Source organism: Bradyrhizobium sp. 191, assembly GCF_023100985.1.
Classification (GTDB): Bacteria; Pseudomonadota; Alphaproteobacteria; order Rhizobiales; family Xanthobacteraceae; genus Bradyrhizobium; species Bradyrhizobium diversitatis.
Genome location: NZ_CP064692.1, coordinates 5,424,866 through 5,443,931 on the forward strand (window position 1 = coordinate 5,424,866; position 19,066 = coordinate 5,443,931).

The 19,066-nt window shown below is 63.9% G+C and carries 17 protein-coding genes; 9 read left to right on the forward strand and 8 right to left on the reverse strand.

The features are described from left to right. Positions 1 to 6: 6 nt before the first annotated feature. The gene (gene metF, locus IVB23_RS25190) at positions 7 to 918 is read right to left on the reverse strand and encodes a methylenetetrahydrofolate reductase [NAD(P)H] (protein ID WP_061881000.1); all 912 of its coding nucleotides are present in this window, start codon (positions 916 to 918) and stop codon (positions 7 to 9) included. A gap of 374 nt (positions 919 to 1,292) precedes the next feature. Between metF and IVB23_RS25195 the strand changes: the two genes are divergently transcribed. Further along, positions 1,293 to 2,309 (forward strand): LLM class flavin-dependent oxidoreductase, encoded by a 1,017-nt coding sequence (locus tag IVB23_RS25195; protein WP_247800437.1) that lies wholly within the window; start codon positions 1,293 to 1,295, stop codon positions 2,307 to 2,309. A 90-nt stretch (positions 2,310 to 2,399) separates the two neighbouring features. Here the strand turns inward: IVB23_RS25195 and IVB23_RS25200 are convergent, their stop codons facing one another. Together IVB23_RS25200 and IVB23_RS25205 are read right to left on the reverse strand one after the other, a co-directional pair. Continuing rightward, positions 2,400 to 3,257, reverse strand: a complete 858-nt coding sequence (locus IVB23_RS25200) for a prephenate dehydratase (RefSeq protein ID WP_247800438.1) — start codon at positions 3,255 to 3,257, stop codon at positions 2,400 to 2,402. Positions 3,258 to 3,278: 21 nt separating this feature from the next. Then, positions 3,279 to 4,019, reverse strand: a complete 741-nt coding sequence (locus IVB23_RS25205) for a 3-deoxy-manno-octulosonate cytidylyltransferase (protein ID WP_197964944.1) — start codon at positions 4,017 to 4,019, stop codon at positions 3,279 to 3,281. Between the two features lie 234 nt (positions 4,020 to 4,253). On the opposite strand from IVB23_RS25205, the gene IVB23_RS25210 reads away from it, so the two are divergent. The 6 genes from IVB23_RS25210 to IVB23_RS25235 all read left to right on the forward strand — a co-directional run bounded on the left by IVB23_RS25210 (position 4,254) and on the right by IVB23_RS25235 (position 12,755). Then, entirely contained in the window at positions 4,254 to 4,808 is a 555-nt protein-coding gene (locus IVB23_RS25210; RefSeq protein ID WP_061880996.1) for a cytochrome c family protein, read from the forward strand. Between the two features lie 212 nt (positions 4,809 to 5,020). Beyond that, positions 5,021 to 6,922 (forward strand): extracellular solute-binding protein, encoded by a 1,902-nt coding sequence (locus tag IVB23_RS25215; RefSeq protein ID WP_061880995.1) that lies wholly within the window; start codon positions 5,021 to 5,023, stop codon positions 6,920 to 6,922. Positions 6,923 to 6,936: 14 nt separating this feature from the next. Beyond that, on the forward strand, positions 6,937 to 8,820 hold the full coding sequence (locus IVB23_RS25220; protein ID WP_247800439.1) for an extracellular solute-binding protein: 1,884 nt from the start codon (positions 6,937 to 6,939) through the stop codon (positions 8,818 to 8,820). A gap of 2 nt (positions 8,821 to 8,822) precedes the next feature. Further along, the gene (locus IVB23_RS25225) at positions 8,823 to 9,932 is read left to right on the forward strand and encodes a microcin C ABC transporter permease YejB (protein WP_061880993.1); all 1,110 of its coding nucleotides are present in this window, start codon (positions 8,823 to 8,825) and stop codon (positions 9,930 to 9,932) included. Then, a complete protein-coding gene (locus IVB23_RS25230) occupies positions 9,932 to 11,113 on the forward strand; it encodes an ABC transporter permease (RefSeq protein WP_061880992.1) in 1,182 nt (393 codons plus the stop codon). Before IVB23_RS25225 ends, IVB23_RS25230 begins: the two co-directional genes overlap by 1 nt. Before the next feature lie 4 nt (positions 11,114 to 11,117). Then, positions 11,118 to 12,755 carry an ABC transporter ATP-binding protein gene (locus IVB23_RS25235; RefSeq protein ID WP_247800440.1) on the forward strand — a complete coding sequence of 546 codons (1,638 nt, stop codon included), beginning with the start codon at positions 11,118 to 11,120 and terminating at the stop codon, positions 12,753 to 12,755. Between the two features lie 127 nt (positions 12,756 to 12,882). Here IVB23_RS25235 and IVB23_RS25240 read toward each other — a convergent pair whose 3' ends face one another. The 3 genes from IVB23_RS25240 to IVB23_RS25250 all read right to left on the reverse strand — a co-directional run bounded on the left by IVB23_RS25240 (position 12,883) and on the right by IVB23_RS25250 (position 15,607). Beyond that, a complete protein-coding gene (locus IVB23_RS25240) occupies positions 12,883 to 13,209 on the reverse strand; it encodes a BA14K family protein (protein WP_061880990.1) in 327 nt (108 codons plus the stop codon). Positions 13,210 to 13,386: 177 nt separating this feature from the next. Next, complete coding sequence (locus IVB23_RS25245) at positions 13,387 to 14,241, reverse strand: C40 family peptidase (RefSeq protein WP_247800441.1); 855 nt, start codon at positions 14,239 to 14,241, stop codon at positions 13,387 to 13,389. Continuing rightward, positions 14,234 to 15,607, reverse strand: a complete 1,374-nt coding sequence (locus IVB23_RS25250; RefSeq protein ID WP_247800442.1) for a leucyl aminopeptidase family protein — start codon at positions 15,605 to 15,607, stop codon at positions 14,234 to 14,236. The genes IVB23_RS25245 and IVB23_RS25250 overlap by 8 nt, the downstream gene beginning before the upstream one ends. 198 nt (positions 15,608 to 15,805) lie before the next feature. Between IVB23_RS25250 and IVB23_RS25255 the strand changes: the two genes are divergently transcribed. Further along, a complete protein-coding gene (locus tag IVB23_RS25255; protein WP_028177287.1) occupies positions 15,806 to 16,009 on the forward strand; it encodes a hypothetical protein in 204 nt (67 codons plus the stop codon). Positions 16,010 to 16,216: 207 nt separating this feature from the next. Then, positions 16,217 to 17,044: a tetratricopeptide repeat protein gene (locus IVB23_RS25260; protein WP_247800443.1), complete on the forward strand. Its 828-nt coding sequence runs from the start codon at positions 16,217 to 16,219 to the stop codon at positions 17,042 to 17,044. A gap of 56 nt (positions 17,045 to 17,100) precedes the next feature. Here IVB23_RS25260 and IVB23_RS25265 read toward each other — a convergent pair whose 3' ends face one another. Continuing rightward, positions 17,101 to 18,075, reverse strand: coding sequence for a type II secretion system F family protein (locus IVB23_RS25265; RefSeq protein ID WP_061880986.1), 975 nt, complete (start codon positions 18,073 to 18,075; stop codon positions 17,101 to 17,103). 9 nt (positions 18,076 to 18,084) lie between these two features. Beyond that, complete coding sequence (locus IVB23_RS25270) at positions 18,085 to 19,062, reverse strand: type II secretion system F family protein (RefSeq protein WP_061881236.1); 978 nt, start codon at positions 19,060 to 19,062, stop codon at positions 18,085 to 18,087. Positions 19,063 to 19,066: the final 4 nt, after the last annotated feature.

Sequence of the window (19,066 nt, forward strand, 5' to 3'; positions counted from 1 at the left end):
TTTCTCTTACGCAGCCTTCTGCACGCTCTTGGCGCGAATGCCGAGCAAATGGCTGATCGCGAATACGAGATCGGCGCGGTTCATGGTGTAGAAGTGGAACGTGTCGACGCCGTGCTTGGCGAGCTTCTGCACCTGGCCGGCCGCGACGGTCGCGGCCACCAGCTTGCGTGTCTCGGCATCGTCATCGAGGCCGTCGAATTTCGCGGCGAACCAGTCCGGCACCGTGGTGCCGGCACGGGTCACGAAATTGCGCGCCTGCTTGAAATTGTGCATCGGCATGATGCCCGGCACGATCGGGATGTCGATGCCGCGGGCGCGGACGCGGTCGCGATAGCGGAAGTAGAGGTCGTTATCGAAAAACACCTGGGTGATCGCGCGCGTCGCCCCGGCATCGACCTTGGCCTTGAGCGTGTCGATGTCGGCGTCGAAATCGCGCGCCTCGGGGTGCTTCTCGGGATAGGCCGACACGCTCACTTCGATGTCGCCGTGCCGCTTCTTGATTCCCGCGACGAGGTCGGCCGAGCTCTGATAACCCTCGGGATGGCTTGAATAGGGCGTGCCGATGCCGCCGACGGGATCGCCGCGCAAGGCCACGATATGGCGGACGCCGACTTCGTGATAGCGGTCGACGATCTCGTCGATCTCGCCGCGCGAGGCGCCGACGCAGGTCAGATGCGCGGCGGGCAGCAGCGCGGTCTCCTTCAGGATTCGCGCGATGGTCGAATGGGTGCGCTCGCGGGTCGAACCGCCGGCGCCATAGGTCACCGAGACGAATTTCGGCTCGAGCGGGGCGAGCCGCTTGATGGTGTCCCAGAGATTGCGCTCCATCTCCTCGGTCTTGGGCGGAAAGAACTCGAACGAGATAGCAGGCCGCTTCAGGTGCCCGTCGGCGGTCGCAGGGGTCGTCACGTCAGTCATGGCACCGCTCGCTCCAATTTCCGCCGGCCGCGGGGTCTAGCTTGGGAGGGCCAAACATAAGGCAAAGGCAGTTTGGCCGACAGCCCATCGATGATGGGAAATGGCCCACCAATGCCCGAATACTCTGAAATTTTATGCTCAATGGCCTTTGTCGTGGGAAGGCGGGTCAATTGCTATAACATATTGTATTATAGTAGATTTATTTGATTAAGGCGTTTTCAAAATGTCAATGCGGCTGGTGGGCATGATGAAGTTGTTGTGTTGCGAAGGTAATTTGTCCCAACCGGAAATCGTCCGCGACCCGCCCCTCCGTACTCTCTGACCTGCGCAGCCTGCCATTGCCGCCGCACGGTCCTTCGTTAGGTTAATGCGCCATGATCCCGCTCTCAGTCCTCGACCTCTCTGTCGTTACGACAGGCACCAAGCCCGCCGCGGCGCTGCGCAACAGCATCGATCTGGCGCGCCATGTCGACGGGCTCGGCTATCTCCGCTACTGGCTCGCCGAGCATCACAACCTCGCTTCCGTCGCGAGTCCCGCGCCCGACGTCATGATCGGGCAGATCGCAGCTGTGACGAAGCACATCCGCGTCGGGTCCGGCGGCGTGATGCTACCTAACCACGCGCCGCTGGTGGTGGCCGAGCGCTTCAAGATGCTGGAGGCGCTGTTTCCCGGCCGGATCGATCTCGGCCTCGGTCGCGCGCCGGGCACCGATGGTGCGACGGCCTACGCGCTGCGCAGCCGGCTCGATCGGCGCGAGGGCGACGATTTCCTGGAGCGCCTGCACGAGCTGATTCTGTGGGAGACCCGCGAATTTCCTGCGGGACACCCCTACAACAACGTGGTCGCGATGCCCGACGACACCAGGTTGCCGCCGATCTGGCTGCTCGGCTCCAGCGATTATTCCTCGGAACTGGCCGCGCAAGTCGGCATGGGCTTCGCCTTCGCCCACCATTTCGCCACCCACGACGCGATCGATGCGATGGTCCATTACCGCAATCGTTTTCAGCCCTCGGCCTGGCGTGCGAGTCCGCATGCCATTCTCGCGGTTGCCGTCATTGCGGCTGATACCGACGAGGAGGCGGAGAGGCTCGCCTCGTCCTTCGACCTCAACCGGCTGCGCCGTGATCGCGGTCAATATCTGCCGTTGCCGAGCGTCGAGGAGGCGATCGCCTATCCATATACGGACGCCGAGCGCACCTCGATCCTGCGCAACCGCTCGCGCCTGTTCGTCGGCAGCCCCGCAACGGTGCAGAAGAAGCTTCAGCCGCTGATCTACGCCAGCAAGCCGGACGAGCTGATGGTGATCACCGCCGTGTACGACCACGAGGCGCGCAAGAAGTCGTATTCGCTGCTGGCGGAGGCGTTCGGGCTGGCGAGGCAGGCGGCTTAGCTATTGCTGTCATTCCGGGACGATGCGAAGCATCGAACCCGGAATCTCGAGGTTCCGGGTTCACGCTTCGCGTGCCCCGGAACGACAGGATCATTCCTGCGTCTCGCTGAACGTCGCGCGGAACGGATGTCCCGGATACACGCCGACGATGCGGAATTCGCGCGAGAAGAATTTCAGCTCCTCGATCGCGAAGGCGAGGCCCTTGTCATCGGGGTGGCCGTCGACGTCGGCATAGAACTGCGTGGCGAAGAAGTTGCCGTCGACCATGTAGCTCTCGAGCTTGGTCATGTTGACGCCGTTGGTCGCAAAGCCGCCGAGCGCCTTGTAGAGCGCGGCCGGCAAATTGCGCACCCGGAACACAAAAGTGGTGACCAGCGGGCCCGCGCCTTGGGGCGCCCATTTCGGCTCGCGTGCCAGCACCACGAAGCGCGTGGTGTTGTGGGCCTCGTCCTCGATGTCCTCGGCGAGAATGTCGAGGCCGTAGATCTTTGCGGCGAGACGCGAGGCGATCGCGGCCACGGTCTTGTCCTTGCGCTCGGAGATGTCGCGGGCGCTGCCGGCGGTGTCGGCGTGCACGATCGGCTTGATGCCCAGCTTGCGGATAATGCGCCGGCACTGGCCGAGCGCATGGACATGGCTCTCGACGCTCTTGATGTCTTCGAGCCTGGTCCCCTTCACCGCCATCAGCTGGTGCCGGACCGGCAAGAACCATTCGCCGATGATGAAGAGGCCCGACGCCGGCAGCAAATGATGGATGTCGGCGACGCGGCCGGCGACCGAGTTCTCGATCGGGATCATGCCGAGCTCGGCTTCGCCCGACGAGATCGCCGACAGCGCATCCTCGAAGGTGGCGCAGGGCATCGGTTCCGCCTCGGGATAGGCCTCGACGATGGCGATGTGGGAATTTGCGCCGGGTTCGCCCTGGAATGCGATCTTCATCTTGCTCATGATCGGCCTTGTAACAGCGGCTCAGGATTTGGAAAGGATGCTGCGCGCAGTTTCGAGGTCCGCCGGCGTATCGACCCCGCGGGGCACGGTATCGACGATGGTGAAATCGATGCGCATTCCGGCCTCAAGCGCCCGGAGCTGCTCGAGCTTCTCCTGCAATTCCAGCGGAGACGGCGGAAGCGAGACGTAGCGCTCCAGCGCGGCGCGGCGAAAGGCATAGAGGCCGATATGGTGGTAACGTGGTCCGTCGCCGGTCGGGGCGGTCGCGCGGGTGAAATAAAGTGCACGCATCCGCCTGCCGCCAACCGAGGTTCCGATCGCCTTCACCACGCTTGGGGCAAGATCCTCTTCCTCGGTGTGGATCTGCGAGGCGAGCGTCGCAATGTCCACGGCCGGGTCTTGCAGCGGCGGCAGCACCTCGCGGATGTTGTCGATCGTAATGGTCGGAAAATCCCCCTGGACATTGACCACGATCTCGGCCTTGCCGTCTGGATCGAGCTTCTGCATGGCTTCGTGGATGCGGTCCGAGCCGGAAGGGTGGTCGGAGCGGGTCATCACCGCCTCGCCGCCATGGGCAGTCACCACGGAGGCGATCTCATCGGTGTCGGTGGCCACCGCGACCCGGCCGATTGCAGCGGCTTCGGCCCGGCGCAGCACATGCACGATCATCGGCAATCCCGCGATATCGGCCAGCGGCTTGCCCGGCAGGCGAGTGGCGGCCATGCGGGCCGGGATCAGCACCAGGATGCGAGGATCGATCATTGGGTTCAAAGGTCTGGGGTCAAGAGCCTGGAAACGGGGCGTTTTCCGCGCCGGGAAATGGAGTGGGGACGGGCTGAAAGCCGGCTCGCTTATACGGGTTGCCAGACCCCGGGCAAACCGATATCTCAATGGCAAAACTCGGGGAAACAATAAGGAATGTTTTGATTCTCCCGAGGCTCGTCCTGGCGGCCGCTTCGGCCGCTGTTTCCTTCTTGCGGTGGGGCCTGGCCGGAAATGGACTCTTTCGAACTCAACAAGATTCTCGGTGCCGTGCTCGGCACCTGCCTCTTTCTGCTGGTGACGAGCTTCACCGCGAGTGCGCTGTTCTCCCCCAAGATGCCGGAAAAGCCGGGCTTCGAAATTGCGGTGAAGGAAGATGCCGGCCATGGCAAGGAAGGCGCCGCTGCGGCCGCACCGTCCGAGCCGATCGAGAAGCTGCTCCAGACTGCCTCCGTCGAGAAGGGCGCGGCGGCCGCCAAGAAGTGCGGCGCCTGCCATACGTTCGAGAAGGGCGGCCCGAATCGGGTCGGTCCAAACCTCTATGGCGTCGTCGGTGAGCCAAAGGGCCAGGGCCGTGGTGGCTTCAACTTCTCGGCCGCCATGAAGGCCAAGGGTGGCGACTGGACGTTCGACGATCTCAACAAATTCATCGCCAATCCAAAGGGCTTCATTCCCGGCACCGCGATGGGCTTCGCCGGCATCCAGAAGGATTCCGAGCGCGCCGACGTCATTGCCTATCTGAACTCGCTGTCGGAACATCCGCAGCCGCTGCCGACGGCCTCCAAATAAGGTCGCCGGAACGCATCTTGGAATGAGCGGCCAGGCTGAAATGCCTGGCCGTTTGCTTATCCAGGCCTCGCGGCCAGTTTATCGGGGCGTTTGGCCGCATCCGATCGGCCGCCCGGCCTCCAAGATGAGGAAAAAGCAACACATATTCGGTCGAAACCTCGTCTATATTAGGAACTTAAAGGAGTAGCCTCCTTCAAGACAGGGATGTTGATTTGGCCATCACCCGACGCGATCTTCTGCTCACCGGCACTGCGGCCGCAGCGCTTCCCGTCCTCGGTTCCGTGGCGGGCGTTCCCGTCGTCGGCGCGGCCGAGGCGCAGTCTTCCAATGAGTTGCCTTGGCGCCACGCGCTGTCCCTGTTCGGAAAGATCAAGTACCCCGCCGATTTCAAGCGCTTCGACTATGTCAATCCGGACGCGCCCAAGGGCGGCATCGCGCGCCAGATCGCGGTCGGCACCTTCGACAATTTCAACATCGTCGTGTCGGGTGTGAAGGGGCAGGTCGCCGGTGCGGTCGCCTTCATCTACGAATCCCTCACCACGCCCTCGCTTGACGAGGTCTCGACCGAATACGGCGCGCTGGCGGAAGCGGTCAGCCACCCGGACGATTTCTCCTTCGTCACCTACCGCTTGCGGCCGCAGGCGAAATGGCATGACGGCAAGTCCGTCACGCCGGAGGACGTGATCTTCTCGCTCGATTCCTTCAAGAAGCACCATCCGATGTATTCGGCGTACTACAGCCATGTGGTGAAGGCCGAGAAGGTCGGCGAGCGCGAGGTGAAGTTCGTATTCGACGCGCCGGGCAATCGCGAATTGCCGCAAATCGTGGGACAGCTTACGGTCTTGCCGAAGCATTGGTGGGAGGGGACGGACGCGCAGGGCCGCAGGCGCGATGTCTCCGCCACCACGCTCGAAGTGCCGCTCGGTTCGGGCCCCTACAAGGTCAAGGAGTTCGTCGCAGGACGGTCGATCGCGCTGGAGCGCGTCAAGGATTATTGGGGCCGCGACCTCCCCGCCAATGTTGGCCGCAACAATTTCGACGAGCTACGCTACGAATATTTCCGAGACGCCACGGTCGCGATCGAGGCCTTCAAGGCCGATCAGGTCGATTGGCGCACCGAGAACAGCGCCAAGAGCTGGGCGACGGCCTACGACTTTCCCGCCGTGAGCGAAAAGCGCGTGATCCTGGAGGAATTCGTCAATCGCAGCTCGGGCGTGATGCAGGCCTTCGTGCCGAACCTGCGACGCGCCAAATTCAGCGACCCCCGCGTGCGTCGTGCGCTCAACTACGCCTTCGACTTCGAGGAGATGAACAAGCAGATCTTCTTTGGTCAGTACAAGCGTATCAGCAGCTATTTCGACGGTATCGAGGAGCTCATGGCGACCGGCTTGCCGCAGGGCAAGGAGCTCGAGATCCTCGAGACCGTCCGTGCCCAGGTCCCGCCCGAGGTCTTCACGACGCCCTACAGCAATCCGGTTGGCGGCAGCCCGGAGGCCGTCCGGGAGAATCTTCGCGAGGCGCTGCGTCTGTTCAAGGAGGCTGGTTATGAGGTGCGCGACCGCAAGCTGATCGACGTCAAGACCGGCACCCAGTTTTCGCTGGAGTTGTTGAACCAGGATCCGAGCTTCGAGCGGATCACGCTGTTCTACAAGCCGTCGCTGGAGCGGCTCGGCATTGCCGTCAGCGTGCGGACGGTCGATCCGACCCAATACGAGAACAGGACCCGCGAGTGGGATTTCGACGTCGTCACCAATTCATGGGGCGAGTCGCAGTCGCCGGGCAATGAGCAGCGCGAGTTCTGGTCGTCCAAGACGGCCGACATCGCCGGGTCGCGCAACATCGGCGGCATCAAGAATCCGGCGATCGACAAGCTGATCGAACGGGTCATCTACGCCACCGATCGCGACGACCTGGTGGCTGCAACAAAGGCGCTGGACCGGGTGCTGCTGTGGAATCACTATGTCGTGCCGCAGTGGACCTACAACAAGGTGCGCACCGCGCGCTGGGACCGCTTCGGCCGGCCGGCGGAATTGCCCAGATATGGTCAGTCCGGTTTCCCGTTTATCTGGTGGTACGACGCAGACAAGGCGGCGCGGATCGCAAAGAAGTCGTGAAGGACATTCCCCGCATGACGCAGATGTCACGCCGCCATGTGCTGGCCTTGGGTGTTGGCGGCGCCCTCGGGGCGTCCATTGGTGCGCCGTTGCGCGGTGCGTGTGCATCGGAAGCCGGGACCGAGGCTCACGGCATCTCTGCGTTCGGCGATCTCAAATATCCCGCCGATTTCCACCATTTCGACTACGTCAATCCGTCTGCGCCGAAGGGCGGCACGTTCTCGCTGATCCCATCGACGAGGTCGTATAACCAGTCCTACCAGACCTTCAACTCGCTCAACGCCTACATCCTCAAGGGCGATGGCGCGCAAGGCATGGACATGACGTTTTCGCCGCTGATGGTGCGCGGCAGCGACGAGCCGGACGCGATGTACGGACTTGCCGCAAAATCCGTGCAGATATCGCCGGACAGGCTGGTCTATCGCTTCACGATGCGGCCGGAGGCGAAATTCCACGACGGCACCAAGCTCACCGCCCACGACGCGGCGTTCTCGCTGACGACGTTGAAGGCCAAGGGCCATCCGCTGATCATCGTGCAGATGCGTGACTTTGTGAACGCGGAAGCCATCGACGACGCGACGCTCGTCGTCACCTTTGCGAAGGGACGCGCCCGCGACGTGCCGCTCTATGTCGCCGGACTGCCGATCTTCTCGAAGGCCTATTATGCGTCCCGGCCGTTCGATGAATCGACGCTGGATATTCCGCTCGGCTCCGGTCCGTACAGGGTCGGCAGGTTCGAGGTCAATCGCTACATCGAATTCGAGCGGGTCAAGGACTGGTGGGCCGCCGATCTGCCGGTTTGCCGCGGCAGCTACAATTTCGATGTCGTGCGCTACGAGTTCTATCGCGACCGTGACGTCGCCTTCGAAGGTTTCACCGGCAAGAGCTATCTCTATCGCGAGGAGTTCACCTCGCGCATCTGGGCGACGCGCTATGACTTTCCGGCGGTGAAGGATGGCCGCGTCAAGATGGAGGTCGTGCCCGATGACACGCCATCCGGAGCGCAAGGCTGGTTCATCAACACGCGACGCGAGAAATTTAGGGATCCTCGCGTGCGCGAGGCCTTGATCAACGCTTTCGATTTCGAATGGACCAACAAGACCATCATGTACGGCGCCTATGCCCGTACGGTGTCGCCATTCCAGAACTCGGACCTCATGGCAGGCAATGCGCCGCCTTCGCCGGAAGAGCTGAAATTGCTGGAGCCGTTTCGTGGCCAGGTTCCGGACGACGTTTTCACCGTACCGTTCACGCCTCCGGTCACGGACGGCTCCGGGCAGGACCGCAGCCTCTTGCGCAAGGCGCAGCAACTGCTGAACGAGGCCGGTGTGCCCATCAAGGACGGCAAGCGGATGCTGCCGAATGGCGAGGTGTTCAAGATCGAGTTCCTGTTGGATGAGCCTTCCTTCCAGCCGCATCATGCGCCCTACATCAAGAATCTCGCGACGCTCGGTATCGAAGCGAACGTGCGCCTCGTCGATGCGGTGCAATACAGGGCGCGGCAGGATGACTTCGATTTCGACATGACGATCCAGCGCTTCAGCATGTCGGCGACGCCGGGCGACGCCATGCGCTCGTTCTTCTCCTCTCAGGTCGCGAATACCAAGGGCTCGTACAATCTCGCGGGCATCGCCAGCCCGGCCATCGACGCCATGATCGAAAAGATCATGTCGGCTGACACCCGCGAAGAGCTGACCGTCGCCTGCCGCGCTTTCGATCGGCTATTCCGCGCCGGCCGCTATTGGGTGCCGCAATGGTACAACAAGACGCACCGGCTGGCCTATTGGGACCAGTTCGGCCATCCGCAGAAGCTGCCGCGCTATGCCAACGGCGTCGGCGCGCCGGACATCTGGTGGCATGAACCCGCCAAGGCGGCCAAGCTCGAGCAGGCAAAATAGCCATGAGCGCCTATATCGCCCGCCGCCTCCTCCTGATGATCCCGACGCTACTCGGGATTCTCTTCGTGTCCTTCATCGTTGTGCAGTTCGCGCCCGGCGGCCCGGTCGAGCGCGTCATCGCCCAACTCTCGGGCGCCGACACCGGCGGTACCTCGCGCATCTCTGGCGGCAGCGATTTTGCGCAGCGCGCGCCTGGGCAGGTCGGTGCCGGGGGCGACGCCATCAACTCGAAATATCGCGGTGCGCAGGGGCTCGATCCTGATTTCATCAAGAAGCTGGAGGTGCAGTTCGGCTTCGACAAGCCGGCACCGGAACGCTTCGCGCTGATGGTTTGGAATTTCGCCCGTTTCGATTTCGGCAAGAGTTACTTTCGCGATGTCAGCGTGATCCAGCTCATCAAGGAGAAGCTGCCGGTGTCGATCTCGCTCGGGATCTGGCTGACGCTGATCACCTATCTGATCTCGATCCCGCTCGGCATCCGCAAGGCGATGAACGACGGTACGCGCCTCGACACCTGGACGTCGACGGTGCTCGTGCTCGGCTATGCCATTCCCGGATTCCTCTTCGCCATTCTTCTGATCATCCTGTTCGCCGGCGGCTCCTTCTTCAACTGGTTTCCGCTGCGCGGGCTGACCTCGGACGGGTGGTCGGAGTTTCCCTGGTACTGGAAGATCATCGACTATTTCTGGCATCTGACGCTGCCGCTGATCGCCATGGGCCTCGGCGCGTTCACCACCATGACGTTCCTGACCAAGAACTCGTTCCTGGACGAGATCCGCAAGCAATATGTCATGACCGCGCGCGCCAAGGGCTGCAGCGAGAACCGGGTGCTGTACGGCCATGTCTTCCGCAATGCGATGTTGATCGTGATCGCCGGCTTCCCCGGGACTTTCATCCACGCCTTCTTTTCAGGCTCGCTTCTGATCGAGACCATCTTCTCGCTGGACGGGCTGGGGCTGCTCAGCTTCGAGAGCGTGCTCAACCGCGACTATCCCGTCGTGTTCGGCACGCTCTACATCTTTTCGCTGGTCGGTCTCGTGATCAACCTGATCTCCGACCTGACCTATATGTGGATCGACCCCCGGATCGATTTCGAGGCGCGGGAGGTCTGATGACGCTGGCCGCCCCAACGACGCCGATCGAAACCACGGCGAAATCGCCGCTCGGCGATTCGGTGCCGATCACGCGCAAGCCGTTCGCGCCTTCGCCGCTCAACAGGCGACGATGGCAGAACTTCAAGGCCAACCGGCGTGGCTACTGGTCGTTCTGGATCTTCATCAGCCTGTTCGTGATCTCGTTGTTCGCCGAGCTGATCGCCAATGATCGGCCCTTCCTGATCAAGTTCGACGGCCGGCTCTACTGGCCGGCTTTCGTCACCTATTCGGAGACGACCTTCGGCGGCGATTTCGAGACGGCGGCCGACTATCGCGACCCGTACTTGCAGAAGCTGATCAAGGACAAGGGCGGCAGCATCGTCTGGCCTCTGATCCGCTATTCCTACGATACTCACAATCTCGACTTGCCGACGCCGGCGCCGTCGCCGCCGACCTGGATGTTGACGGAGAAGCAGTGTCAGCCGGTGGTGGAGAAGAAGGGGCTGAAGAGCTGCCGCGACCTCGAATATAACTGGCTCGGCACCGACGATCAGGGCCGCGACGTGGTCGCGCGATTGATCTACGGCTTCCGTATCTCGGTGCTGTTCGGACTTTGTCTCACGATCGTCTCGTCCGTCATCGGCATCGCGGCGGGGGCGGTGCAGGGCTATTTCGGCGGTCGGGTCGACCTGATCTTCCAGCGCTTCATCGAGATCTGGACGGCGATTCCTTCGCTCTACCTTCTCTTGATCCTGTCCTCGGTCCTCGTGCCCGGCTTCTTCGTGCTGCTCGGCATCCTCCTGCTGTTCTCCTGGGTCTCGCTGGTCGGTCTCGTGCGGGCCGAGTTTCTGCGCGGGCGCAACTTCGAATACATCCAGGCGGCGCGGGCGCTCGGCGTCTCCAACCCGGTCATCATGTTCCGCCACCTGCTGCCGAACGCGATGGTCGCGACCATGACGTTCCTTCCCTTCATCGTGTCCAGCTCGGTGATGACGCTGACGGCGCTCGATTTCCTGGGCTTCGGCCTGCCGCCGGGATCGCCTTCGCTCGGCGAATTGCTGTCGCAGGCCAAGTCCAATGTGCAGGCACCCTGGCTCGGCTTTTCCGGCTTCTTCTCGGTTGCGATCATGCTGTCGCTGTTGATCTTCATCGGCGAGGCCGTGCGCGACGCCTTCGATCCGCGCAAGACGTTCAGGTAAGGCGATGGACGCAATCAACCAGCCCCTGCTCAGCGTGCGCGACCTTTCGGTGGCCTTCCACCAGGGCGGCGCCACCACGCTCGCGGTCGACAAGGTCTCGTTCCAGATCAAGCGCGGCGAATGCGTGGCGCTGGTCGGCGAGTCCGGCTCCGGCAAGTCGGTCAGCGCGCTCTCGATCCTGAAGCTGTTGCCCTATCCGAACGCGTCGCACCCCTCGGGCAGCATCCGCTTCAAGGGGCAGGAGCTGATCGACCGGTCCGAGCAGAAGATGCGCGAGATTCGCGGCAGCGACATCTCCATCATCTTCCAGGAGCCGATGACCTCGCTCAATCCGCTGCACACGATCGAGGCGCAGATCGGCGAGATCATCCAGCTGCACAATCCGACCAGCAATGCGCAGGCGCGCAAGCGGACGCTGGAGTTGCTGACCCAGGTCGGCATCCCCGAGCCCGAGACGCGGCTGAAAAGCTATCCGCACCAGCTCTCCGGCGGCCAGCGCCAGCGCGTGATGATCGCGATGGCGCTTGCCAACGAGCCGGACCTTCTGATCGCGGACGAGCCGACGACGGCGCTCGACGTCACCGTGCAGGCGCAGATCCTGGCGCTGCTCGCCGAGATCCGTTCGCGGCTCGGCATGAGCCTACTGTTCATCACCCACGATCTCGGCATCGTTCGCCGCATCGCCGACACCGTCTGCGTCATGAAGGGTGGCGTGGTCGTCGAGCAGGGACCGGTCGAGCAGGTCTTCAAAACCCCGAAACATCCCTATACGCGCGACCTGCTCGCGGCGGAGCCGAAGCCCGATCCGGCGCCGCCGCAGCCGGATGCGCCCGTCGTGATGTCGGCCAATGATCTCAAAGTCTGGTTTCCGATCAAGCGCGGCTTGATGCGCAAGACGGTCGGCCATATCAAAGCGGTCGATGGCGTCAGCGTCGCCGTGCGCAAGGGCGAGACGCTTGGAGTCGTCGGCGAATCAGGCTCGGGCAAGACCACGCTGGGTCTCGCATTGCTGCGGCTGATCTCCTCAAACGGGCGCATCGTGTTCCTGGGCAAGGATATCCAGGGCCTGCGCTTCAAGGAGATGCGGCCGTTCCGGCGCGACATGCAGATCGTGTTCCAGGATCCGTTCGGCTCGCTCAGCCCGCGCATGTCGGTCGCCGACATCATCGCCGAAGGTCTTTCCGTGCATCAGCCGAAGCTGTCGCGCGAGGAGCGCGAGGTGCGCGTCGTCAAGGCGCTGGAGGATGTCGGGCTCAATCCTGAGACGCGCTTCCGCTATCCGCATGAATTCTCCGGCGGCCAGCGCCAGCGCATCAGCATCGCGCGCGCGGTGGTGCTGGAGCCGGATTTCGTCGTGCTGGACGAGCCGACCAGCGCGCTCGACATGCTGTTCCAGGCGCAGATGGTCGACCTCTTGCGCGAGCTCCAGCGCAAGCGCGATCTCACCTACATGTTCATCTCGCACGATCTGCGCGTCGTCGCCTCGCTCGCCAGCCATCTCATCGTGATGCGCGGCGGCAAGGTGGTGGAGGAAGGCCAGGCCGCCGAGCTGTTCAAGAATCCGAAGACGGATTACACGCGCGCGCTGTTCGCGGCCGCGTTCCGGCTGGAGACGGCCGGGAATGGCTCGGTCGCGACGTAGCTTTCGTCATTCTTGAAACTGCGACCTGTCCGTCGAGGGGCGAAGGCGAAATGCTCGGGAGGATTTGAGACGCCGCCTCGGCGTCGCCTCAAATCCTGCCACGGATGAAGGTCCGCAGTTCGCGGCGTTACCTGCAGAGATGACGGCGACGGTCTCGACCGATGTAGGTGCCCGTTGCCGGATCGTAGGATCGGTAGCGCTCCGCGCAAGAACGTGAGGCGACGCCGTCAATGCGAGCCAGGGCGTTGTCCACCCTCCGCGAAGGAGCCGCGCCATCCGGCAACTCGAGGCCTATCCGACCTGCCGGCGTCAGTGTGCCATTCAGGTTGCGGTTGGGGTACTCGGCCTCGTACGTATCCGGATGGCTGCTCGCAAAGCCAGACTGCGCGTAGGCGGTGCTTAAGGTCAGGCTCGACAGCAAGGTCGCGGCAGCGAGAATCTTAAGTCCAGTCATAGTCGATCTCCATCACCAGCCGGCGCGTCGTGCAGCCGGCGCGGTGAGATGTGGATCGACATGGTGCGGTCAACAAGCTCGTTGTGCGCCATACTTGCAGTCCGGCCCAATGCTGTCGTTCAAACACGGAAAGCGTCGTGTGTTTGTGGAACGAGAGGCGTGGTCGAGGGAGGCCCGCTAGAGTCGCTTGATCGCGGTGACCTCGCTGCCGGCCTGCCTGATCCGCGCAATCGCGGGCTCGATCGGCTCGACCACGGCCGCCATGTGATAGGCATTGGCATGAACCATGGTGTCGCCGTCGCGCACGATGGCGACATGGCCCTTCCAGAAGATCAGATCACCGCGCAGCAAGCTGCCTCGCTCATGAGGCTCCAGAGCACGGCCGAGTCCGGCCAGTTGCATATCGCTATCGCGCGGGCAGCCGATGCCTGCGCCGGTCAGCGAGATCTGCACGAGGCCCGAGCAGTCGATGCCGAGGCTGCTCTTGCCACCCCACAGGTAGGGCGTGCCGACGAAGCGCTCGGCTACCGACACGAAATCTGCCTCGCGATGATCGAGCGGGACGAGATGCGTCCCCGGCAGAAATCTCCCGTCGCGCGTCACGGCGAAAGAGCCATCCTCGCGCGCCACGGCAATCTTCGATCCCATCACGAGCGTGTCGGCCGGCGGCAGCTTGATCGAGGGACCGGGGAACGCGAACGTTCGCAGTGCGCCCACCTTGTGCGTCGGCGCGGCCGTCGGTTTCACGAGCGCCGCGTCGGGAAGCCAGCCGACATAGCCGTCGCCATTGAGCTGGCCCCAGGCCCACCCCTCGCCGTTGCGGTCGTAGACCGTGACGCGCTCGCCGCGCAGCGCTTCTGTCATCAGCATGGCGTTCGAGGACGGCTGCTCGCGCACCGGTGCGATCGCCTCGACCACCTCGAATTCCTCCCCGGTGACGAAGCGATCCGCCTCGACCTTGCCTTCGAGATATTTCGCGGCGAGGTCCCCGCGCGCCGGCGTCAGCCGTGGATCATGTTTGGGATCATGCATAGCGCTCGCTCAGCAATGTGTAGAGGGCGCGAGCGGCCTGGCACTCGCCGCCCTCGGGCCGCGCCGGCTTCGCCGATGGCGTCCAACCATAGATGTCGACATGCAGCCAGCTCGCGGCGTGCTCGACGAAACGTTGCAGGAACAGCGCGCAGGTGATCGAGCCGGCGAAGCCGCCGGACGGCGCATTGGTGATGGTGGCCGTCTTGGAATCCAGCCAGGCGTCGTAAGGCGGCCACAGCGGCATGCGCCACAACGGATCGTTCTCCTTCGCCGCGCAGCGCGCGACGTCGGCGGCCAGCGCCTCATCATTGGTGTAGAAGGGCGGCAAATCCGGCCCCAGCGCGACGCGGGCCGCGCCCGTCAGCGTGCCCAGATCGATCAGCAGCTCGGGCTTCTCCTCGTCTGCCAGCGCCAGCGCGTCGGCGAGGACGAGCCGGCCTTCCGCGTCGGTATTGCCGATCTCGACCGTGATGCCCTTGCGCGAGGTGAAGATGTCGAGGGGGCGGAAGGCATTGCCGGCGACCGCGTTCTCCACGGCCGGGATCAGCACGCGCAGCCGCACCTTCAGCTTCGCGTCCATCACCATGCGCGCGAGCGCCAGCACGTTGGCGGCGCCGCCCATGTCTTTCTTCATGATCAGCATGCCGCTCGACGGCTTCAGGTCGAGTCCACCGGTGTCGAAACACACGCCCTTGCCGACCAGCGTCACCTTGGGATGATCAGGATCGCCCCAACCGATGTCGATCAGCCGTGGCGCACGGCTGGAGGCCATGCCGACGGCGTGGATCAGCGGGAAATTCGTCTTCAGATCGTCGCCGACGGTGCAGGCGAAGCTCGCGCCGAACTCGGTTGCGAGCGCCTGCGCGGCTGCGGCGAGTTCCGCCGGGCCCATGTCGTTGGACGGCGTGTTGATGAGGTCGCGCGCCAGCATTGCGGCATCGGCGATCCGCTCGATCTCGGCTGCGTCGACACCGTCAGGCGGCACCAGCCGGACCTCCGGGCGATCGGCCTTGCGGTAGCGGGCGAAGCGGTAGCACCCCAGTGCGAAGGCGAGCGCCGCCAGCCGCAGATCGTGCGGCGCGTTGGCAAAGCGATAGGTTCCCGGCGGCAACAGGCCGGGCAGGGCCCCGGGTCGGAACAGGTCCCGCGATCTTGCACCCTCATCCTCGAGGCCGAACAGCACCTGAGCAATCGTCCCGTCCGGCGCGGGAAGTGCCAGATAGCCAGCCGGCTTTGCGGCAAAGGCGCTCGCGGCGGCGAACTGGCGCTGCGCCGGGGGCAGCGTCTCGGCAATCTGATCCCAGCTCGACTTGGTGACGAAAGTGATCGGGATGGCGGTGGGCGACGTCTCGAAGACAGAGGGCATTGGCGGGTCCGGATCGTCAGATCAAGCGGGGTCATGCGAACTGACGAGACTTCGCAGAGTTTCGGCGCCGCTGCAATCGGCATTGCCGTCACCGTTCAGCGAACTGCTGCGCGCAGCAAGGCCATGCTAGGTTCGGGGTGCGGCCGCCAGATGTGGAGATCGGAGGCGACCGACCAGGAAGCGCCGGGAGGAAATGCGATGGAATTTGTGTGGAGCGTGGTCACATTCGTCGGCCAGGCCGTCGAGGCGATTTTTGGCTATATCGAACATCACCATTGGATCTTCGCATTCCTTGCCGGCGGCTACGTCTTCTATCTCCACGACCGCTCCGTCCACGCGCGGTTCGATGCGCTCGACAAGCGCATCGACGAAATCCGCAGGCGGCTCGCCATCGAATATTGACCGGGTGAGAGGACGCCGTCCTCGGGCGGATCCCGTATCTCGCGCCGAGAGCTACGGTTGGAAAGGGGACGGCCTCACGCCTTTGCGAGCGTTGCGGCCCGTGATGCCGCCGCGAGAGGCCAGAGGGCGTCGTTAACCGGCCGTTAGGGTTAACATTCTATTGCTGGCGCGTTCGGCTCGATCAAGCGGTTCCAGAATCAAAGCCTCATGCGTCAACGGATCAGTCCTGCCCGGCTTCTTGCCTCGACGTCGCTGATCGCAGCGGTGGCCATGGGCCTCGGCGGTTGCACGGCCATGTCGAAACTCTCCGACGTGACGGGCTCGGTCGGCCCTCGGGCGGAGCCGGCTCCCGCCGACCGCGCGTCCACCGATCCGGCGCGGGCCGTCGACACCTATGGCCAGCGCTACCGCGCCAATCCCAGGGATGCCGACGCCGCACTCGCCTACGGACAGGCCTTGCGCGCCAACGGCCAGCGCGCCCAGGCCGCCGCCGTGCTCGAGCAGGCGACCATCGCCAATCCCGGCAACAAGGCGCTGCTCGCCCAGTACGGCCGCGCACTCGCCGACAACGGCAATTTCCAGCAGGCTTACGACGTCCTCTCGAAGGCGCACTCGCCCGACAATCCGGACTGGCGCCTGCTTTCGGTGCAGGGCACGGCGCTGGACCAGATGGGCCGTCATGAGGAGGCGCGATCCTACTACGCGAGCGCGCTCAAGATCGCACCGGGTGATCCCGGCGTGCTCTCCAATCTCGGCCTGTCCTACATGTTGTCGCGAGAGCTGCCGAAAGCCGAAGAGGCGCTGCGGCAGGCCTACGCCTCGCCGCGTGCGAGCGCGCGGGTGCGGCAGAACCTCGCTTTGGTCGTCGGTCTCCAGGGTCGCTTCGCGGAAGCGGAGACCATCGTGAAAGCGGACCTGCCGCCGGACCAGGCCGCCGCCAATGTCGCCTATCTCAAGGACATGCTCAGCCGCAACGACGCCCCGCACGGTGCACCGAAGCGGACGCCGGTTGCTTCGCTCAGCCAGCCCGACTGATCAGATCTGATCGCCCGATCTCAGCCTGAGCGACGAGCCGCGCGGTCCGCTCTCGCTCAGTGCAACTCGGTGACCTTGATGGCGGTCGGCCCGAGAATGACCACGAACAGCACCGGCAGGAAGAACAGGATCATCGGCACCGTCAGCTTCGGTGGCAGGGCGGCGGCCTTCTTCTCGGCCTCGCTCATGCGCATGTCGCGGTTCTCCTGCGCCATGACGCGCAGGGAGTGGCCGAGCGGGGTGCCGTAGCGCTCCGCCTGCTGAAGCGCGAGACACACCGACTTGACGCCCTCGAGCCCGGTGCGCCGTGCGAGGTTCTCGTAGGCGACCTTGCGATCCTGCAGATAGGACAGTTCGGCCGTGGTCAGGGTGAACTCCTCCGAGAGCGCGATCGACTGGCCCACGATTTCGGTCGCGACCTTCCGGAACGCCATCTCGACCGACATGCCGGATTCGATGCAGATCAGGAGCAGGTCGAGCGCGTCGGGAAATGCACGCTTGATCGAGAGCTGGCGCTTGGCGATCGCATTCCTGAGGAACAGCATCGGCGCCTGAAGGCCGAGATAGGCAGCGCCGATGCAGATGCCGATCTTGACCGGCAGCGCCTGTTCCATGCGCGCGATCACGAAGACGTAGAGGGCCGAGCCGATGAAGAGCACGATCGGGGCGACCATGCGGGCAAACAGGAAGGTGATGTAGGGCGCCTGGCCGCGGTAACCTGCCATGATGAGCTTGTCCCGCGCAGCTTCCTGCGCGAGCCATTTGGTCAGGTTGAAGTCCTCGACCACCTTGGAGACGAGCTGCTTGGGGGTCTGGCGCAGCGAGACTTTTTCGCTCTTGTGAAGACGCTCACGCTCGCGCTGCCGGATGCGCTCACGCTCGCTCGCCACCGCCTTCATGCGCTTGGAGAGGCCCTCGCCGGCGAACAACGGCATCACCAGCGTATACACGGTTGCGCTGGCGGCGACGGCCGCGAGCAGCATGGTCATGAAACGGACGTCGTGCAGTTTCGAGACGAGGAATTCGACCATACGGCACCGTCAGAAATCGAAGTTGATCATCTTCTTCATCACCATGATGCCGATCGACATCCAGACGACGCAGCCGACCAGCATCAGCTGGCCGGTAGGATGAGTCCAAAGCACCGAGATGTATTGCGGCGTCGTGAGATAGACGAGGAACATCACGATCGGCGGCAGCGAGCCGATGATGCCGGCCGAGGCCTTGGCTTCCATCGACATCGCCTGGATCTTCTCCCGCATCTTCTTGCGGTCGCGCAGCACCTTGGAGAGGTTGCCGAGCGCTTCGGACAGGTTGCCGCCCGACTTCTGTTGGATCGACACCACGATACCGAAGAAATTGGCCTCCGGCAGCGGCATGCGCTCGTAGAGCCGCGCGCAGGCCTCGCCGAGCGGCATGCCGATCGCCTGCGTCTCGATGATAGCCAGGAATTCGCTGCGCAGCGGCTCGGGAGAATCGGCGGCGACGACCTTGATCGATTCGAACAGCGGCAGGCCCGCCTTGATGCCGCGAACGATCACGTCGACCGCGTCGGGCAGCGCAGCCAGGAACTTGGCCTCGCGACGCTTCTTCAGGAAGCTGAGCGCCCAGCGCGGCAGGCCGAAGCCGCCGGCGAAGGCGAGCCCGGCGGCGCCGATCATGCCGCCGCCGCCGATCAGCGCGACTGCGAAGAACAAGCCCGCCACGACGGCGGACGCGATCCAGAATTTCTGCGGCGTCCAGTCAAGCCCCGCCTGCGACAGGCGGACGCTGAGCGGAGCACTCTTCTCCTGGGCGCGCCGCGCCTCGAGGTCCTTGAGCGTGGTCTCGACCTGCTCGCGGCGCGAGCGCTGGGTCTTCTCGGCCTGGCGGGCCGTCGGCGCCTCGGCGCGCGCGACCGATGCGCGGCGGCTTTCCGCCTTTCGCTCCCCGGACAGCAACGGATAGAGGAAGACCCAGGCGATGCCACCGACGGCTGCGGTGGCGAGGAAGGCGAGGGCGAGGACCTGCATGTTCATGGCG

What these genes read in the sequence shown, in the direction of transcription:
- metF (WP_061881000.1), bottom strand. Translation starts at nt 918, where the DNA reads ATGACTGACGTGACGACCCCTGCGACCGCCGACGGGCACCTGAAGCGG.
- IVB23_RS25195 (WP_247800437.1), top strand. Translation starts at nt 1,293, where the DNA reads ATGATCCCGCTCTCAGTCCTCGACCTCTCTGTCGTTACGACAGGCACC.
- IVB23_RS25200 (WP_247800438.1), bottom strand. Translation starts at nt 3,257, where the DNA reads ATGAGCAAGATGAAGATCGCATTCCAGGGCGAACCCGGCGCAAATTCC.
- IVB23_RS25205 (WP_197964944.1), bottom strand. Translation starts at nt 4,019, where the DNA reads ATGATCGATCCTCGCATCCTGGTGCTGATCCCGGCCCGCATGGCCGCC.
- IVB23_RS25210 (WP_061880996.1), top strand. Translation starts at nt 4,254, where the DNA reads ATGGACTCTTTCGAACTCAACAAGATTCTCGGTGCCGTGCTCGGCACC.
- IVB23_RS25220 (WP_247800439.1), top strand. Translation starts at nt 6,937, where the DNA reads ATGACGCAGATGTCACGCCGCCATGTGCTGGCCTTGGGTGTTGGCGGC.
- IVB23_RS25225 (WP_061880993.1), top strand. Translation starts at nt 8,823, where the DNA reads ATGAGCGCCTATATCGCCCGCCGCCTCCTCCTGATGATCCCGACGCTA.
- IVB23_RS25230 (WP_061880992.1), top strand. Translation starts at nt 9,932, where the DNA reads ATGACGCTGGCCGCCCCAACGACGCCGATCGAAACCACGGCGAAATCG.
- IVB23_RS25235 (WP_247800440.1), top strand. Translation starts at nt 11,118, where the DNA reads ATGGACGCAATCAACCAGCCCCTGCTCAGCGTGCGCGACCTTTCGGTG.
- IVB23_RS25240 (WP_061880990.1), bottom strand. Translation starts at nt 13,209, where the DNA reads ATGACTGGACTTAAGATTCTCGCTGCCGCGACCTTGCTGTCGAGCCTG.
- IVB23_RS25245 (WP_247800441.1), bottom strand. Translation starts at nt 14,241, where the DNA reads ATGCATGATCCCAAACATGATCCACGGCTGACGCCGGCGCGCGGGGAC.
- IVB23_RS25250 (WP_247800442.1), bottom strand. Translation starts at nt 15,607, where the DNA reads ATGCCCTCTGTCTTCGAGACGTCGCCCACCGCCATCCCGATCACTTTC.
- IVB23_RS25255 (WP_028177287.1), top strand. Translation starts at nt 15,806, where the DNA reads ATGGAATTTGTGTGGAGCGTGGTCACATTCGTCGGCCAGGCCGTCGAG.
- IVB23_RS25260 (WP_247800443.1), top strand. Translation starts at nt 16,217, where the DNA reads ATGCGTCAACGGATCAGTCCTGCCCGGCTTCTTGCCTCGACGTCGCTG.
- IVB23_RS25265 (WP_061880986.1), bottom strand. Translation starts at nt 18,075, where the DNA reads ATGGTCGAATTCCTCGTCTCGAAACTGCACGACGTCCGTTTCATGACC.
- IVB23_RS25270 (WP_061881236.1), bottom strand. Translation starts at nt 19,062, where the DNA reads ATGAACATGCAGGTCCTCGCCCTCGCCTTCCTCGCCACCGCAGCCGTC.